The sequence below is a fragment of the Agromyces sp. S2-1-8 genome (assembly GCF_021129215.1).
Taxonomy (GTDB): domain Bacteria; phylum Actinomycetota; class Actinomycetes; order Actinomycetales; family Microbacteriaceae; genus Agromyces; species Agromyces chromiiresistens.
Window position 1 is genome coordinate 3,343,202 of the sequence record NZ_JAJOLP010000001.1, and the last position, 17,370, is coordinate 3,360,571.

At 70.9% G+C, this 17,370-nt stretch carries 14 protein-coding genes; 3 read left to right on the plus strand and 11 right to left on the minus strand.

Features of this window, described 5'->3' with window-relative positions; all coding sequences use genetic code 11:
- The first annotated feature begins 64 nt into the window (after positions 1 to 64).
- Positions 65 to 1,834 (plus strand): biotin carboxylase N-terminal domain-containing protein, encoded by a 1,770-nt coding sequence (locus LR269_RS15325; RefSeq protein WP_231431620.1) that lies wholly within the window; start codon positions 65 to 67, stop codon positions 1,832 to 1,834.
- A gap of 86 nt (positions 1,835 to 1,920) precedes the next feature.
- On the opposite strand, the gene LR269_RS15330 is transcribed toward LR269_RS15325, so the two are convergent.
- The 3 genes from LR269_RS15330 to LR269_RS15340 form a co-directional block, all read right to left on the minus strand.
- Complete coding sequence (locus tag LR269_RS15330) at positions 1,921 to 3,360, minus strand: NAD(P)/FAD-dependent oxidoreductase (protein ID WP_231431621.1); 1,440 nt, start codon at positions 3,358 to 3,360, stop codon at positions 1,921 to 1,923.
- Positions 3,361 to 3,501: 141 nt separating this feature from the next.
- A complete protein-coding gene (locus LR269_RS15335; RefSeq protein WP_231431622.1) occupies positions 3,502 to 5,004 on the minus strand; it encodes an amino acid permease in 1,503 nt (500 codons plus the stop codon).
- A gap of 94 nt (positions 5,005 to 5,098) precedes the next feature.
- Positions 5,099 to 6,529: an NAD(P)H-quinone dehydrogenase gene (locus tag LR269_RS15340; protein ID WP_231431623.1), complete on the minus strand. Its 1,431-nt coding sequence runs from the start codon at positions 6,527 to 6,529 to the stop codon at positions 5,099 to 5,101.
- Positions 6,530 to 6,614: 85 nt separating this feature from the next.
- Here LR269_RS15340 and LR269_RS15345 point away from each other — a divergent pair, with 85 nt between their 5' ends.
- Complete coding sequence (locus tag LR269_RS15345; protein WP_231431624.1) at positions 6,615 to 7,442, plus strand: purine-nucleoside phosphorylase; 828 nt, start codon at positions 6,615 to 6,617, stop codon at positions 7,440 to 7,442.
- Between the two features lie 35 nt (positions 7,443 to 7,477).
- Complete coding sequence (locus LR269_RS15350; protein ID WP_231431625.1) at positions 7,478 to 9,202, plus strand: phospho-sugar mutase; 1,725 nt, start codon at positions 7,478 to 7,480, stop codon at positions 9,200 to 9,202.
- A 193-nt stretch (positions 9,203 to 9,395) separates the two neighbouring features.
- On the opposite strand, the gene LR269_RS15355 is transcribed toward LR269_RS15350, so the two are convergent.
- The 8 genes from LR269_RS15355 to LR269_RS15390 form a co-directional block, all read right to left on the minus strand.
- Positions 9,396 to 9,680, minus strand: a complete 285-nt coding sequence (locus tag LR269_RS15355) for a PTS sugar transporter subunit IIB (protein WP_231431626.1) — start codon at positions 9,678 to 9,680, stop codon at positions 9,396 to 9,398.
- On the minus strand, positions 9,677 to 10,129 hold the full coding sequence (locus tag LR269_RS15360; RefSeq protein WP_231431627.1) for a PTS sugar transporter subunit IIA: 453 nt from the start codon (positions 10,127 to 10,129) through the stop codon (positions 9,677 to 9,679). The genes LR269_RS15355 and LR269_RS15360 overlap by 4 nt, the downstream gene beginning before the upstream one ends.
- Positions 10,130 to 10,196: 67 nt before the next feature.
- A complete protein-coding gene (locus LR269_RS15365) occupies positions 10,197 to 11,309 on the minus strand; it encodes an adenosine deaminase (protein WP_374201168.1) in 1,113 nt (370 codons plus the stop codon).
- Between the two features lie 100 nt (positions 11,310 to 11,409).
- Positions 11,410 to 12,717 carry a thymidine phosphorylase gene (locus LR269_RS15370; RefSeq protein WP_231431629.1) on the minus strand — a complete coding sequence of 436 codons (1,308 nt, stop codon included), beginning with the start codon at positions 12,715 to 12,717 and terminating at the stop codon, positions 11,410 to 11,412.
- A complete protein-coding gene (locus tag LR269_RS15375; RefSeq protein ID WP_231431630.1) occupies positions 12,714 to 13,130 on the minus strand; it encodes a cytidine deaminase in 417 nt (138 codons plus the stop codon). Before LR269_RS15375 ends, LR269_RS15370 begins: the two co-directional genes overlap by 4 nt.
- A gap of 65 nt (positions 13,131 to 13,195) precedes the next feature.
- Positions 13,196 to 14,512 (minus strand): ABC transporter permease, encoded by a 1,317-nt coding sequence (locus LR269_RS15380; protein WP_231431631.1) that lies wholly within the window; start codon positions 14,510 to 14,512, stop codon positions 13,196 to 13,198.
- On the minus strand, positions 14,509 to 15,843 hold the full coding sequence (locus tag LR269_RS15385) for an ABC transporter permease (protein ID WP_231431632.1): 1,335 nt from the start codon (positions 15,841 to 15,843) through the stop codon (positions 14,509 to 14,511). The genes LR269_RS15380 and LR269_RS15385 overlap by 4 nt, the downstream gene beginning before the upstream one ends.
- On the minus strand, positions 15,840 to 17,357 hold the full coding sequence (locus tag LR269_RS15390) for an ABC transporter ATP-binding protein (RefSeq protein ID WP_231431633.1): 1,518 nt from the start codon (positions 17,355 to 17,357) through the stop codon (positions 15,840 to 15,842). Before LR269_RS15390 ends, LR269_RS15385 begins: the two co-directional genes overlap by 4 nt.
- Positions 17,358 to 17,370 lie beyond the last annotated feature (13 nt).

Genomic DNA, 17,370 nt, shown 5'->3' on the forward strand with positions numbered 1-17,370 from the left:
CATCCATTCATTTTGTGGAGGTCGCCCAAAGGTGTGACGTGCCCGCGCAATAGGCTTGGGGATTATGCCGCGCATCACCAAGGTCCTCATCGCCAACCGTGGAGAGATCGCCGTCCGCGTCATCCGCGCCGCTCGCGACGCCGGCCTCGGCTCGGTCGCCGTGTACGCCGACCAGGACCGCGACGCCCGCCACGTGAAGCTCGCCGACGAGGCGTACGCCCTCGACGGCACCACGAGCGCCGACACGTACCTGGTCATCGACAAGATCCTCTCGGTCGCGCGGCGCTCGGGCGCCGACGCCGTGCACCCGGGCTACGGCTTCCTCGCCGAGAACCCCGACTTCGCCCGCGCCGTCATCGAGGCGGGCCTCATCTGGATCGGGCCGTCGCCCGAGGCGATCGAGCGGCTGGGCGACAAGGTCTCGGCGCGGCACGTCGCCGAGAAGGTGGGCGCACCGCTCGCGCCCGGCACGCTCAACCCAGTGGCTGACGCCTCGGAGGTGCTCGACTTCGTCGACGTGCACGGTCTCCCCGTCGCGATCAAGGCGGCGTTCGGCGGCGGCGGTCGCGGCCTCAAGGTCGCCCGCGAACGCGACGAGGTCGCCGAGCTCTTCGAGTCGGCCACCCGCGAGGCCGTCGCGGCGTTCGGCCGCGGCGAGTGCTTCGTCGAGAAGTACCTCGACAAGCCGCGCCACGTCGAGACCCAGTGCCTCGCCGACCAGCACGGCAACGTCGTGGTCGTGTCGACCCGCGACTGCTCGCTGCAGCGCCGCCACCAGAAGCTCGTCGAAGAGGCGCCCGCGCCCTTCCTCACCGACGCCCAGGTCGAGGCCCTCTACAGCGCCTCGAAGGCCATCCTCAAGGAGGTCGGCTACGTCGGCGCGGGCACCTGCGAGTTCCTCATCGGCCAGGACGGCACGGTCTCGTTCCTCGAGGTGAACACCCGCCTGCAGGTCGAGCACCCCGTCTCCGAGGAGGTCACCGGGCTCGACCTCGTGCGCGAGCAGTTCCGCCTCGCCGAGGGCGGCGTGCTCGACTACCCCGACCCCGTGACCCAGGGGCACTCGATCGAGTTCCGCATCAACGGCGAAGACCCCGGTCGCGGCTTCCTCCCCGCTCCCGGCCCGATCCACCAGCTCCGCTTCCCCGGCGGGCCCGGCGTGCGCGTCGACTCGGGCGTCACGAGCGGCGACGAGATCTCGGGGGCGTTCGACTCGCTGCTCGCGAAGCTCATCGTCACCGGACGCGATCGCAAGGACGCGCTCGAGCGTGCACGACGCGCCCTCGACGAGTTCGAGGTCGCGGGGCTCCCGACGGTGCTGCCCTTCCACCGCGACATCGTCGACAACCCCGCCTTCGCGCCGGCCGGCGACGAGCCCTTCTCGGTCTACACCCGCTGGATCGAGACCGAGTACGACAACCGCCTCGAACCGTGGTCGGGCGAGCTCGAAGAGACGAGCGGCCCCGCCGCGCGTTCGAACGTCGTCGTCGAGGTCGCCGGTCGTCGCATCGAGGTCAGCCTGCCGAAGCGACTCGCCGGCGGGGCATCCCTCTCGCACACTGCCGGCGCCGCGCCGCGCCGCCGGAGCGGTTCGCACACCGTCGACACGGGCACCGGCAACGCCGTGAAGGCGCCCATGCAGGCCACCGTCGTGAAGGTCGCCGTCGCCGAGGGCGACAAGGTCGTCAAGGGCGACCTCGTGCTCGTGCTCGAGGCGATGAAGATGGAGCAGCCGATCGTCGCCCATAAGGACGGCGTCATCGGCGGCATCAACGCCGAGCCCGGCGCGACCGTGTCGAGCGGGCACCTGCTGCTCTCGATCGCCGACGCCTGATCCCCGCGGACGAACGGGATGCCGCGAGCTCATCGCTCGCGGCATCCCGTTCGTCCGTCCGGGGAGTGCCGGCACGGCACGGACCCTCAGCGGAGTGCGAGCGCGGCGAGCGCCTGCTTCGCCGCCGTGATGCCCGAGTTTCGCGACGAGTGGATCGTGCTCGTCACCATGCCGGCCCAGAAGACCGTGTCGTCGATCGGCCCGTTGAGCCCGGTGCGTCGCGAGAACGGGCCGGGGTAGGCGCCCCGGGCGAACTCGTCCTTCGACCAGTCGTAGGTCGAGGCGTTGACGGCCTGCAACCCCTGGTCGCCGACGGCGGTGCGCACGTTGTCGAGCGCCGCCGCGAGCCGCTCGGCCTCGGGCAGGTCGAGCAGATCCTGCGCGACACCGCCGGTCGCCCACGCGACCGCGATCTCCCCGTGATAGCCGGGCGTTCCGAGTGAGGCGTTCCAGAGGCTCGGCGGGCGCTTCGAGAAGGTCGTCATGACGTCCCACTGCCGCGCGACCGGGTGGCCGGGCGGCACCACCGGCGCCGCGAACTCCAGGATGCCCTTGAACACCGGCAGGTACTCGATCTCCTGGAGCCCGTCGCGACGGTCGGCGGGCAGCGGCGGGTCGAAGGTCACGTCGCCGTGCTTCAGCACGCCGCCCGGCAACGCCACGACGAGCGTCTTCGCCTGGTAGCTGCCGCGACTCGTGTGCACGTCGACGCGGCCGGCCCGATGCTCGACCGTGTGCACCCGCGCGCCGAGCCGGATCGGCAGCCCGGCCGCGAGCGGCCTGAGCACCTGGTCGTAGCCGCCGATCACACGGTGATCGTCGTAGGGATCCGGGAACGGCGTCGACGCCGGGACGTCCTGTTCGGCGATCGCCCACGCGACCGTGTCGACGACCCACGCCGCCGGCAGCACGTCGAACTGCTCGGAGTCGACCTCGATCGCGGCGAGCAGGACGGGGTAGTTCTCGCGCGGGATGCCGACGCGCTCGAGCCAGGCGAGCGCCGTCTCGCCGTCGGCCGGCTCGGGCAGCGGGCCGACCGGCGCACCGAGCGGGAACTTCAACGACGCGTACGTCGTGCCGTCGAGCCACGGCGTACCGGGCGCGAGCCGGCCCCAGATCGACTGCTGGCGCCGGGTCGTGATGCCCTCCGCCTCGATGAGGTCCCAGGTCGAGGCCCGGCTGCCGTGCACGAGCTCCGCACCGCGCTCGATCGGGATGGACATGGTCGTGCGATCGGTCCACATGCGCCCGCCGATCCGGTCGCGCGCCTCGAGCACGAGCACGCTGCGTCCCGCGTCGGCGAGCGTGCGTGCGGCGCCGAGCCCGGATGCGCCGGCACCGAGCACGATCGCATCCCACATGCGGTGGTCGGAGCCCGTGCCGACCGGCCGGCGAGCGCCAGCGGTGAGCGCGACGGTCGCCGCACCGGCCACGCCTGCTGCGCCGAGCCCGAGCACGGCCCGTCGCGTGACACCTCCCCCGCCGGCCGTGGTCGTCGTCGTGCCCGTCGCGCGTGTCGCGGTCATCTCCGCCTCCTGGAACCTCGTCCTCACCGGTGGGTCGGTCGCGGCGTCATCGCCCGATCGACGCTGGATGATTCGGAGACTATCGACGGGTGAACATCGATGTCAACGCTGTTGACAGGATCGGAGCGGAGCAGCGACCCGTCAGGTTCCCTGGGCCGTCGGCAGCTCGACCTCGCTGACCCGCTCGCCGGCGAGCCGAGAGCGACGCCGACCGTAGAGCAGGTAGATGACGACGCCGAGCGCGAGCCAGACGAGGAAGCGCACCCAGGTGAGCGTCGTGAGGTTGAGCATGAGCCAGACGCAGAGCGCGGCCGACAGGATCGGAAGCACCGGGGACAACGGCACGCGGAACCCGCGCGGCAGGTCGGGCCGGGTGCGACGCAGCACGACGATGCCGACCGACACGAGCACGAAGGCCGACAGCGTGCCGATGTTGATCATCTCCTCGAGGAGCCCCACATCGGTGAAGGCGGCGACGAGCGCGACCACGGTGCCGCCGATGATCTGGATACGGGCGGGAGTCTTCGTGTGCTCGGTCGTCTTCGACAGCCATCGCGGCAGCAGCCCGTCGCGGCTCATCGCGAACACGATGCGCGAGAGGCCGAGCAGCAGCACCATGATCACCGTCGTGAGGCCGGCGAGCGCGCCGAGCGAGATGACGGCCGACGCCCAGTCCTGCCCGACCAGCCGGAACGCGGTCGCGAGCGACGGCGTCTCCTCCGCGGCGAGCTCGGTGTACGACACCATGCCCGTCATCACGATCGAGACGAGCACGTAGAGCAGGGTCACGATGCCGAGGCCGAGGAAGATGCCGCGCGGCAGCCGCTTCTGGGGCTCGCGCACCTCCTCGGCACTCGTGGCGACGACGTCGAACCCGATGAAGGCGAAGAAGACGAGGGAGGCCGCGGCGAGCATGCCGAACACGCCGTACTGCGCCGGCGCGGCACCCGTGAGCCAGGCGAAGAGCGACTGCGTCCAGGCATCCTCGGCACCGCCCGTCGTCGGCACCGCCTCGGGGATGAAGGGCGTGAAGTTCGAGGCCTGCACGAAGAAGAAGCCCACGACGATCACGAAGAGCACGATCGCGACCTTGATGAGCGTGAACACGGCGCCGACGCGCGCCGTGAGCTTCGTCCCGGCGACGAGCAGGACGGTGAAGACCGCGACGATGAGGAATGCCGGCCAGCTGACCTCGACCCCGCCGATGGAGAGGGTCGCCGGGAACGGCACGCCGAAGGCGAGCAGCGCCTCGGAGAGGTACACGCCCCAGTACTTCGCGAGCACGGCGGCGGCTGTGAACATCTCGAGGATGAGGTCCCAGCCGATGATCCACGCGAGGAGCTCGCCCATCGTGGCGTACGTGAAGGTGTACGCGCTGCCCGCGACGGGCACCGTCGAGGCGAACTCCGCGTAGCACATGATCGCGAGCCCGCACGTGATCGCAGCGAGCACGAACGAGAGGATCACGCTCGGGCCGGCGTAGTTCGCCGCGGCCTGCGCCCCGACCGAGAAGATGCCAGCCCCGACCGCGACGGCGATGCCCATGAGCGCGAGGTCCCAGGTGCCGAGCGAGCGTTTGAGGCTGCGGCTCTCGTCGCTCGAGTCGGCGATCGAGGCCTCGACCGATTTCACGCGCAGGTTCATCGCTCCCCCAAGCGGTCATCGCGCCGCGGGCGCGGCGCTGCGTGTGCCCAGCGTACGCCCGGGTCGGTGCGGGCGGGGCGTCGGGACGCGCGCGTCAGCGCACGATGTGCATGGCCCGCGCGGCGTCGGTGAGCGAGCCCGACAGCGACGGGTACACCGGGAACGCCTCGGCGAACTGGTCGACCGTGAGCCGGTGCTCGACGGCGAGCGCGAGCGGGAAGATGAGCTCCGACGCCTTCGGCGCGACGATGACGCCGCCGATGATCGAGCCCGAACCGCTCGAGGCGAAGAGCTTCACGAAGCCCTCGCGGATGCCCATCATCTTCGCCCGCGGGTTCGACGAGAGCGGCAGCTTGTAGACGACGCCCGGCACGACGCCCTCCTCGATCTCCTTCTCGGTCCAGCCGACGGTCGCGATCTCGGGCTGCGTGAAGATGTTCGAGGTGATGTTCCGGTTCTCGGGCGGGTTCACGACGTCGCCCATCGCGTGGAACACGGCCGTGCGCCCCTGCATCGAGGCGACCGAGGCGAGCGGCATGAACGTCGTGCAGTCGCCGGCGGCGTAGATGTTCGGCATCGACGTGCGCGCGACCCGGTTGACCCGGATGTGCCCCGACTCGGCGAGCTGCACGCCCGCCTCCTCGAGGCCGAGGTCACGGGTGTTCGGCACCGATCCGACCGCCATGAGGCAGTGCGAGCCCTGCACCTGGCGTCCGTCGGACAGCGTCGCGACGACGCCGTCGCCGTCGCGCACGACCGACTCGGCCCGCGACTTGTTCAGCACCTTCATGCCGTTGCGCTTGAACACCTTCTCGATGACGGATGCCGCGTCGGCGTCCTCCCCGGGCAGCACCTGGTCCCGGCTCGAGATGAGCGTGACCTTCGCCCCGAGGGCGCGGTACGCCGAGGCGAACTCGGCGCCCGTGACGCCGGAGCCCACGACGATGAGGTGTTCGGGCACCTGCTGGAGCGAGTAGAGCTGGGTCCACGTGAGGATGCGCTCGCCGTCGGGCACCGCGGTCGGCAGCACGCGCGGCGTCGCGCCGACCGAGAGCACGAGCGTGTCGGCCTCGATGCGGTCGAAGTCGGTGCCGCCCTTGGCGGTCGCGACGATCACGGCGTTCGGACCGTCGAGGCGACCCTCGCCGTGCACGAGGTGCACGCCGGCCTCGAGCAGGTTCGAGCGCATGTCTTCGGACTGCTGCGCCGCGAGGCCGAGCAGCCGCTTGTTCACGGCGGCGAGGTTGATCGCGACCTGGGGCTTCACGGCCTTGTCGGCCTCGCCCTTCGCGTAGAACTGCACGCCGAGGTCGGCCGCCTCCTTCACCGCGTTCGACGCCTCCGCCGTGGCGATGAGCGACTTCGAGGGCACGACGTCGGTGAGCACGGCCGAACCGCCCACGCCCGCACGCTCGACCAGGGTGACCTCGGCCCCGAGCTGCGCCGCGGCGAGTGCGGCTTCGTACCCGCCGGGCCCCCCTCCGAGGACGGCGATCCGTTGCGTGCGCTCGAACTCGTAGGCCATGCTCATATTCTGTCAGTTCCCCGTGCCCGGCCAGCACATGAGCGGCGCCGTGCCCGAAGCATCCGGTGGGTTCTAGAGTGGTGGGATGCACGATGCCAACCCGCTCGACGCGCCCTCAGCTGACCCCTTCGCCATCGCCCGTGAGGCTGCGGCGCAGATCGCCGCCCTGACCGGGGTCGAGCGGCACGACATCGCCCTCACGCTCGGTTCGGGCTGGGGCAAGGCCGCGGAGCTCATCGGCGAGACGACGCACACGATCGCCGCGACCGACGTGCCCGGCTTCTCGAAGCCCGCCGTCGAGGGCCACGTCGGCACGCTTCGCTCGGTGCTGCTGCCGACCGGCAAGCGCGCGCTGGTCATCGGCGCCCGCACCCACTACTACGAGCGCCACGGCGTGCGCCGGGTCGTGCACTCGGTGCGCACGGCGGCCGCGACGGGTGCCACGACGATGATCCTCACGAACGGCGCCGGTGGCATCAAGGAGCACTGGAAGCCCGGCACGCCCGTGCTCATCAGCGATCACATCAACCTCACGGCCGACTCGCCGCTCGAGGGCGCGACGTTCGTCGACCTCACCGACCTCTACTCCCAGCGGCTGCGCGACCTCGCGCACTCGATCGACCCGACCCTCGACGAGGGCGTCTACTGCCAGTTCACCGGCCCCCACTACGAGACTCCCGCCGAGGTGCAGATGGCGAAGGCCATCGGCGGGCACATCGTCGGCATGTCGACCGCGCTCGAGGCCATCGCCGCGCGCCAGTCGGGCATGGAGGTGCTCGGCATGTCGCTCATCACGAACCTCGCGGCCGGTATCCAGCAGACGCCGCTCAGCCACCAGGAGGTCATCGAGGCCGGCCAGGCCGCCGAGCCCGTGATCAGCGCCCTGCTCGCGAAGATCGTCGCCTCGCTCTAGGCCCAGCGCAGGAACCGCAGGAAGGACGACGACGGATGTCGCACGAATTCGACCCTCGCGACGCCGAGCGCGTCGCCCTCGCCGAGGCGTGGATCGCGCAGGACCCCGACCCCGAGACCCGCGCCGAGCTCGCCGCGATCGTCGAGGCCGTGCGCGGCGGCGACGCCGCGGCCGCGGCCGACCTCGCCGACCGCTTCGACTCCCGGCTCGCCTTCGGCACCGCGGGACTGCGCGGTGAGATCGCCGCGGGACCGAACCGCATGAACCGCGTGCTCGTGTCGCAGGCCGCGGCGGGCCTCGCGTCGTACCTGCTCGAGCGGGCCGAGCCCGGCACGACCCCGTCGGTCGTGATCGGCTACGACGGCCGCAAGAACTCCGACGTGTTCGCCCGCGACTCGGCCGAGGTCTTCGCCGGCGCCGGCGTGCGCGCCGTGCTGCTGCCGCGCCTGCTGCCGACCCCCGTGCTCGCCTTCGCGGTGCGCCATCTCGACACCTCGGCGGGCGTCATGGTGACGGCCTCGCACAACCCGCCGAACGACAACGGCTACAAGGTGTACCTCGGCGGCTCGAACCACGGGTCCCAGATCGTCGCGCCGGCCGACGCCGAGATCGCGGCGCACATCCTGAGCGTCGCGTCGGCGACGGCGGTGCCCGCGCTGCCTCGCGGAGCGTTCGAGCTCGCCCCAGAGTCGGTCGTCGACGAGTACGTGCGGCAGACGGCCGCGAGCGCCTCCCCCGGCACGCCGGCCGCGCAGCCCCGCGTCGTCTACACGGCCATGCACGGCGTCGGATGGGAGACGGCGTCGCGCGTGCTCGAGGCCGCGGGCTTCGACGCCCCCACGCTCGTCGAGGCGCAGATCGCCCCCGACGCGGCGTTCCCGACCGTCTCGTTCCCGAACCCCGAGGAGCCGGGCGCGATGGACCTGTCGTTCGAGCGCGCCCGCGCCGTCGGCGCCGAGCTCATCGTCGCGAACGACCCCGACGCCGATCGGCTCGCGATCGCGATCCCCGACCCGACGGCGCCCGACGGCGTCGGCTACCGCCGCCTGACCGGCAACGAGGTCGGCCTCACGCTCGGATGGCTCGCCGCACGCCGTGCCGCCGGTGCCGCCACCGGCGAAGGCGGGCCGAACGGCGCGCTCGCGTGCTCGATCGTCTCCTCCCCCGGGCTCGAGGCCGTCGCCCGCGCCTACGGGCTCGACTTCGAGGCGACGCTCACCGGCTTCAAGTGGATCTCGCGGGCACCGGGCCTCGTGTTCGGCTTCGAGGAGGCGCTCGGCTATCTCGTGAATCCCGATGTCGTACGCGACAAGGACGGCATCTCGGCAGCGGTCGCGTTCCTCTCGCTCGCCGCCGAGCTGAAGGCCGCCGGAAAGACGGTCGCCGACCACCTCGACGACTTCGTCGAGAAGTTCGGCTGCCATGCCTCGGGCCAGGTGTCGATCCGCGTCACCGACCTCTCGCGCATCGGCGCCGTCATGACGCGCCTGCGCGCCGAACCGCCGGCGTCGGTCGGCGGCATCCGGGTCGAGCGCATCGAGGACCTCGCCGACGGGTTCGGCGACCTGCCGCCGTCGGACGTGCTGCGCATCGTGCTCGAGGGCGGTTCGCGGGTGATGGTGCGCCCGAGCGGCACCGAGCCGAAGCTCAAGGTCTATCTCGACGCCGTGTCCGACCGGGGCACGGTCGCCGACCGCCGTGCCGCGGCGACGGCGACGATCGCGGCCCTCGAGGCGGGCATGCGCGAGCTCGTCGCCTGAGGCCCCACCTCGTCGAGCATGCGGTGGTCGACGTCCCCTCGCCGACGACACTCGAGGAGTGCGGCTCGCCACAGCGCTTCGAGCGTGCACTCCTCGCCCTGAAGCGGGCGGTGAGTGCACGCTCGATGCGCTGGGACGGGCACGCAGTTGCGCGACGAGCGCGCAGGCGGCACCGCCGGAGCGACCGCGTGCCTCAGCCGAGCGAGCGCTCGAGCAGCCGCGTGATCTCGTCGACGTCGAAGTAGTTCACGACTTCGACGACCTCGGTGTAGCTGCGACCGATCGCCTCGCGCACCGCACCCGACAGCTCGGTCGAGGTGAGGATGACCTGCGCATCGGCCGCAGCGACGGCGACGCCGGCGAGATCGCTCGCGTCGACATCGGCCGACAGCTCGAGCCGCTCGAGGGCCCGCTCGGCGTTCACCTTCAGGATCGCCGAGGTGCCGATGCCGGCACCGCACACGGCCACGATCTTCACGCGGCGGCCTCGAGGCCGAGCAGCCCGCGCACCTCGGCGGCGTCGCCCGCGCGGGCGATGCGACCGACGGCGTGCGGGTCGTTGAAGACGTTCGCGAGCGTCGCGACCGAGGCGACGTGCTCTTCGGCGTTCGACACGGCGAGCCCGACGACGACGCGCACGGGATCGTTGTGCGGGTGGCCGAACGGCACGGGCTCGGCGAGCGTCACCACCGCGATGCCCTCGCGTCGCACGTCGGGGCCGGGGCGCGCGTGCGCGAGCGCGAGGCCCGGGGCGATCACGACGTAGGCACCGAACTCCTCGATGACGGCGACCATGCGGTCGGCGTACTCGGCGCGCGTCGAACCCGACCGGGTGAGGGCGCGGCCGGCCTCACGGACGGCGGCTCGCCAGTCGGATGCGTGCGCGCCGATGACGACGGCGTCGTCGGGCAGCGGTGGGAGGTTCATCTCGGGTCCGTTCGGGGGCGGCGGGCGGACGGCGGAGGCGCGAGGCATCCGGCCGCAGGGCTCGTCGTCAGGCTTCGTCGAAGCCGTCTTGGATGAGCTCGGCGAGTTCGTCGCGATCGTCGAGCGGCAGGAAGGCCGCGGCTGCGGCGTTGAGCTGGAAGGTCTCGAGGTCGTCGAGGTCGTAGCCGAACGCGTCGCTCAGCAGCGCGAGCTCGCGGGTGAGGCTCGTGCCCGACTGCAGGCGGTTGTCGGTGTTGACGGTCACCCGGAAGCCCAGCTGGTACAGCAGGTCGAACGGGTGATCGATGAGCTCGTCGCCCCAGGCCGCGATCGCACCGGTCTGCAGGTTCGACGACGGGCTCGTCTCGAGGGCGATCTCGCGGTCGCGCACCCACTGCGCGACCGGGCCGAGCGAGACGTAGGTGTTCTCGTCGTCCTGACGCTCGATCACCAGGTCTTCGGCGAGGCGCACGCCGTGCCCGAGCCGCAGCGCGCGGCCGTCGAGCAGCGCTCCGCGGATCGACTCGAGACCGTCGGCCTCGCCGGCGTGCACGGTGACGGGCATGAACTGGCTCGCGAGGTAGTCGAACGCGGTGCGGTGCCGGCTCGGCGGGAAGCCCGCTTCGGCGCCGGCGATGTCGAATCCGACGACGCCGCGGTCGCGGTGCCGCACGGCCAGCTCGGCGATCTCGAGGCCGCGGTCGGCGTGGCGCATCGCGGTGACGAGCTGTCCGGTGCGGATGGCTCCGCCCTGGTGCCGCACGTCGTCGGCACCCTGCTCGAGGCCGGCCTGCACCGCTTCGACGGCCTCGTCGAGCGTGAGACCACGGGTGAGGTGCTGTTCGGGCGCCCAGCGGATCTCGCCGTAGACGACGCCGTCGGCCGCCAGGTCCTGCACGAACTCGCGTGCGACGCGCGTGAGCCCCGCGCGGGTCTGCATGACCGCGGTGGTGAGGTCGAAGGTCTTCAGGTATTCGACGAGCGAACCCGAGTTCGACTGGTCGGTGAACCACGTCGCGAGCGACTCCGCATCGGCGGCGGGCACCTCGAGACCGAGCTCGTCGGCGAGCTCGATGAGGGTCTGCGGGCGCAGGCCGCCGTCGAGATGATCGTGGAGCGAGATCTTCGGCAGCGCCTGGATGTTCGTGCCGTCGCCCTCGAGGCGGTACTCGGTCGGAATCGTGTTCACGAGACAACGATAGCGGCGCGGCTGCCGCGAAGTCTCGGCAATCTCGAAGCTGGGATCTCGAGCCGCTCCGCTACCCGATCGCCCGAGGGGCTCAGCGCCCGATGCGGTCGGCGATGAGCGGCCCGCCGTCGTCGATCGGGTCGCCCTCGTCGCCGATGCGCCAGGCGCCCTCGACCGCCGCGAGGGCGCGTTCGAAGCGCGCGGGCTCGTCGGCGTGGAGCGTGAACAGCGGCTGTCCCGCGCGCACCGCGTCGCCGGGCTTCGCGTGCAGGTCGATGCCAGCGGCGTGGTGCACCGGGTCCTCCTTGCGCGCGCGGCCCGCGCCGAGGCGCCAGGCTGCGATGCCGAACGGCAGCGCCTCCTGGGCGACGAGCACGCCGTCGCGGTCGGCGGTGACGACGTGCTGCTCGCGCGAGACGGGCAGCGGCGCATCGGGGTCGCCGCCCTGGGCGACGATCGATCGGCGCCAGGTGTCCATCGCGCGACCGTCGTCGAGTGCGGCCTCGACGTCGTCGCCGTCGCGGCCCGCGAGCGCGAGCATCTCGCGGGCGAGTTCGACCGTCAGCTCGCGCACGTCGGCGGGGCCGCCGCCCGCGAGCACCTCGACCGACTCGCGCACCTCGTTGGCATTGCCGATCGTGAGGCCGAGCGGCACGTTCATGTTCGTGATGAGGGCGCTCGTGGCGACGCCGGCGTCCTCCCCGAGCTCGACCATGGTGCGGGCCAGCTCGCGCGAGCGCTCGATGTCCTGCAGGAACGCACCCGACCCGAACTTCACGTCGAGCACGAGCGCACCCGTGCCCTCGGCGATCTTCTTCGACATGATCGACGAGGCGATGAGCGGGATCGCCTCGACCGTGCCGGTGATGTCGCGCAGCGCGTACAGCTTCTTGTCGGCGGGCGCGAGCCCGGCGCCGGCGGCGCAGATGACGCCGCCCACGTCGCGCAACTGCGCGAACATCTCGTCGTTCGTGAGGTCGGCGCGCCAGCCCGGGATCGACTCGAGCTTGTCGAGCGTGCCGCCGGTGTGGCCGAGGCCGCGGCCCGAGAGCTGCGGCACCGCGACGCCGAAGGTCGCGACGAGGGGCATGAGCGGCAGCGTGATCTTGTCGCCGACGCCGCCCGTGGAGTGCTTGTCGCTCGTCGGCTTGCCGAGGCCCGAGAAGTCCATGCGCTCGCCCGAGGCGATCATCGCCATCGTCATGTCGCGGATCTCACGCCGGCCCATGCCGTTGAGGAAGATCGCCATCGTCATCGCCGACATCTGCTCGTCGGCGACGTACCCGCGGGTGTAGGCGTCGACGAGCCAGGAGATCTCGTCGGTCGTCAGCTCACGGCGATCGCGCTTCGCGCGGATGAGGTCGACCGCGTCGAACGGTTCGATGGCGGCGTCGGTCATGATTCTCCTCGGAATTCGGCGAGCTGGCGCGGCCCGAATGCGTCGGGCAGCACCTCGTCGATGGTCTTGAAGCCGGAGACGGTGTCGAGCACCATGCCCTCGGCTGAGTGCTCGTAGAGCAGTTGGCGGCAGCGACCGCAGGGCATGAGCGTCGCCCCGTGCCCGTCGACGCACGTGAACGCGACGAGCTTGCCGCCGCCCGACATCACGAGTGCCGACACGAGCGAGCACTCGGCGCACAGCGTCACGCCGTACGAGGCGTTCTCGACGTTGCAGCCGCTCACGATGCGGCCGTCGTCGACGACGGCCGCCGCTCCGACGGGGAACTCGGAGTACGGCACGTACGCCTTGGCCATGGCCTCGCGTGCGCGCTCGCGCAGTTCGGCCCAGTCGATCACGTCGGTGGCGGTCATGCTGCTCCCCCGGTTCGAGATGGGTGACGGATGCCTCGGGGCCGGGCCGGCCCCGAGGCGTCCGGTCAGGATTTGATGTACGGCTTGCCCGCCGCAGCAGGCCCGCGCACCTTGCCGACGAGTCCGGCCACCGCGATGATCGTGACCACGTACGGCAGCATGAGCATGAACTCGCTCGGCACGGGCGAGCCGATCACCGAGAGCGTGTTCTGCAGGTTCGACGCGAAGCCGAACAGGAGCGCGGCCAGCGTGGCTCGGATCGGGTCCCAGCCGCCGAAGATGACGGCGGCGAGGGCGATGAAGCCCATGCCGGCGGTCATCTCCTTGTTGAAGGCGATACCCGAGCCGAGGGTGAAGAAGATGCCGCCGAAGCCCGCGATGGCGCCGGCGAAGGCGACGTTCCAGAACCGGGTGCGGTTGACGTTGATGCCGACCGTGTCGGCCGCCTGCGGGTGCTCGCCCACCGCGCGGAGGCGGAGGCCCCAGCGCGTGTGGAAGAGCCCGACGTAGACCGCCGCGACCGTGATGTACATGATGTACACGACGAGCGTCTGGCGGAAGAAGACCGGGCCGATGACGGGGATGTCGCTGAGCAGCGGGATCGGCAGCCTCGGGAACCTCGGCGGCGAGTTCAGCACGGCGGCGTTGTTCGAGAGCACCTGCGAGAAGAAGAAGTTCGTGAGGCCCAGGACGAGCACGTTGAGCACGACGCCGACGATCACCTGGTCGACGAAGTACTTGATCGAGAACGCCGCGAGCACCATGCCGACGAGCATGCCCGCGATCATCGCGCCCACCACGCCCGCGAGCAGGCCGATCCAGACGACGCCCGTCGACGAAGTGACGACCGACGCGGTCACCGCCGAGGTGAAGGCCCCGGCGAGCAGCTGACCCTCGATCGCGATGTTGATGATGCCGACCCGCTCGCCGAGCACGCCGGTGAGCGCACCGAAGATCAGCGGCACGGAGAGGCTGAGCGCGCCGAAGAGCAGGCCGATCATCGGGAGGGTCGCCCCCGCGCCGGCCCAGGTCAGGAAGCCGAAGAGGACCAGCACCGCGTACACGACGGTGAGCCAGAGCGGCACCCGGCGCTTCGAGGCGACCAGCCAGACGGACACGACCGTGATGACGGCGAGGAGGACGACGACCGCCCACAGCGCGGGCATGGCCGGCACCGAGATGTCGGCGACCTTGATCGCGTCCTTGTCGGATGCGACCAGCCGGTAGGTGGTGTCGCCGACGGGCGGAGCGAACACCGCGAGCGCGAGGGCGAGGAGCGTGAAGATGCCGTAGGCGATCGGCGCCTTCCAGCTCACGACGACGGTCTTGGCGAGGGCGTCGGGCGGCGGCGCGACCTTCTGGTGCTCGGTGACGGTGCTCACTTCGCCGTCACCTCCTTCGTGACGATCGGGCGCGGTCGTTTCGGCCCGCGGGATGGGTCGGGCAGGCGGAAGATGGTGCGCACGAGCGGCGGCGCAGCGATGAACAGCACGATGAGCGACTGCACCACGAGCACGATGTCGACGGGCACGCCCTCGGCGGCCTGCATCGAGTAGCCGCCGGCCTTGAACGCACCGAACAGGATGCCCGCGAGGAAGATGCCCCACGGCGAGGAGCGGCCGAGCAGCGCCACGGTGATCGCGTCGAAGCCGACGCCCGCGTCGATCCCGGCGGTGAAGCCAGTGGTGACCGTGCCGAGCACCTGGCTCACGCCGGCGAGGCCGAGCAGTGCACCCGAGATGAGCATCGCGTAGACGTACATCGACGGCACGTTGATGCCGGCGACGCGCGCGGCGTTCGGGTTCTCGCCGACGGCCCGGAAGCGGAAGCCGAGGCTCGAACGGCTGAGGATCCACCACACGAGCACCGTCGCGGCGAGCGCGAGGATGAAGCCGAAGTGCAGGTTGTACGGCAACCCCATCCACTGGAACAGCTTCGGGAACTGTGCAGTCTCCGCCATCGGCGGCGTCTTCGGGTTCGACGAACCGGGAGCCTGAAGGAGGCCCGGCGTACGAAGCATCCAGGACACCAGGTAGAAGGCGACGAAGTTGAGCATGATCGTCACGATGACCTCGTGCGCGCCCGTGCGCGCCTTCAGGAGGCCGGCGATGCCGCCCCACAGGGCGCCGCCGAGCAGGCCGCCGATGAGCGCGACGAGCATGTGCAGGCCCCACGGCAGGTCGAAGCCGAAGGCGAGCCAGCCGGCGACCGAGGCGGCGATCAGCATCTGGCCGCGACCACCGATGTTGAACATGCCGACGCGGAACGCGAGCCCGACGCCGAGACCGCCCGCGATGAGCGGGGTGGCGAAGGTGAGCGTGTCGGTCAGCGGCTTGATGCCGTCGACGAAGCTGTCGCGCCGGAAGTTGTACACCGACCCCTGGAAGAGCGCCACGTAGGCTCCGGAGACCGAGTCCCAGACGGCGATGAGCGTGTCGCCAGGCCGGGCGAAGAAGTAGGCGCTCGCCTGCTGCACGTTCTCGTCGGTGAAGGCGATCATGATCGCGCCGACGATGAGCGCGAGTACGACCGAGAGCACCGAGATGAGCGCGTTGCCCGTGACGATCTGCTGCCACATCGTGTGCCATCGCGACGGTTCGGGCACCTGGGCCGGCACGGTCGACGTGTCGCGCGGGGTCGTGCCGGTCGGCGTCGCGTCGGCGACGGGCGAGGTGGTCTGCGGCGTGCCGTGCGGGCTCTGCGCGTCGCTCATGCTGCGGCTCCTTCTGCGGGCTGTTCGCCGGCCATCATGAGGCCGAGCACGTCGCGCGGGGTGTCGCCCGGCACGATGCCGACGACCTTGCCGCGATACATCACCATGATCCGGTCGGCGAGTGCGGCGACCTCGTCGAGCTCGGTCGACACGACGACGACGGGCACGCCGCGGTCGCGGGTCTCGACGATGCGCTTGTGGATGAACTCGATCGACCCCACGTCGACGCCGCGCGTGGGCTGGGCGGCGACGAGCAGCCTGAGCTCACGGCTGAGCTCGCGCGCGAGCACGACCTTCTGCGCGTTGCCGCCCGAGAGCTGCCGCACCTTCTCGTCGATGCCCTGCGTGCGGACGTCGAACTCCTTGACCCGGTCGCGCGCGAAGTCGGCGAGGACGCCGCGCTGGATGGTGCCCGCCTTGACGAACGGCGCGCTGTCGGAACGGTCGAGCATGAGGTTCTCGGCGATCGTGAACTCGCCGACGAGGCCGTCTTCGTTGCGGTCTTCGGGAACGAAGCCGACGCCGGAGTCGAGGATCTTGCGGACGCTCTCGGTCGTGAGCTCGATGCCGTCGAGCGCGATCGAGCCGCGCACCCGCGGCTGCAGTCCGAGGAGCGCCTCGGTGAGCTCGGTCTGGCCGTTGCCCTGCACGCCCGCGACGGCGAGGATCTCGCCCCGGCGCACCTCGAAGCTCACGTCGTTGACGACGAGTTGGCCGATGTGGTCGATGACGGTGAGGCCCTGGACGACGAGCGCCGCCTCGCCGAGCTTCGGCGCGTCCTTGTGCACGGTCAGTTCGACCGCACGCCCCACCATGAGCGAGGCGAGCTCGGTGTTCGAGGCGGTCGGGGATGCCTCGCCGACGACCTTCCCCAGCCGGATGACGGTGATCCGGTCGGCGACCTCGCGCACCTCGCGCAGCTTGTGGGTGATGAAGACGATCGACGTGCCGGAGGCCTTGAGCTGCCGCATGATCTGCATCAGCTCGTCGGTCTCCTGCGGGGTGAGCACCGCGGTCGGCTCGTCGAACACGAGCACCTTCGCGTCGCGCGAGAGCGCCTTGATGATCTCGACCCGCTGCTGCACCCCGACGGGGAGGTCGTCGACGAGCGCGTCGGGGTCGACGTCGAACCCGAAGCGCTCGCTGATCTCGCGCACCCGGCGACGGGCGGCGTCGAGGTCGAGGAACCCGCCCCCCTTGGTGGCCTCGTGGCCGAGCATGACGTTCTCGGCGACCGTGAACACGGGGATGAGCATGAAGTGCTGGTGCACCATGCCGATGCCGGCGGCCATCGCGTCGCCGGGCCCGGAGAAGTGCTGCACCTCGTCATTGAGGAGGATCTCGCCCTCGTCGGCCTGGTACAGGCCGTAGAGCACGTTCATCAGCGTCGACTTGCCCGCACCGTTCTCGCCGAGCAGGCAGTGGATCTCTCCGGCCTCCACGGTGAGGTCGATATGGTCGTTCGCGACCAGGCTGCCGAACCGCTTCGTGATATCGCGAAGTTCGAGCTTCATGTTCAGAATCCTA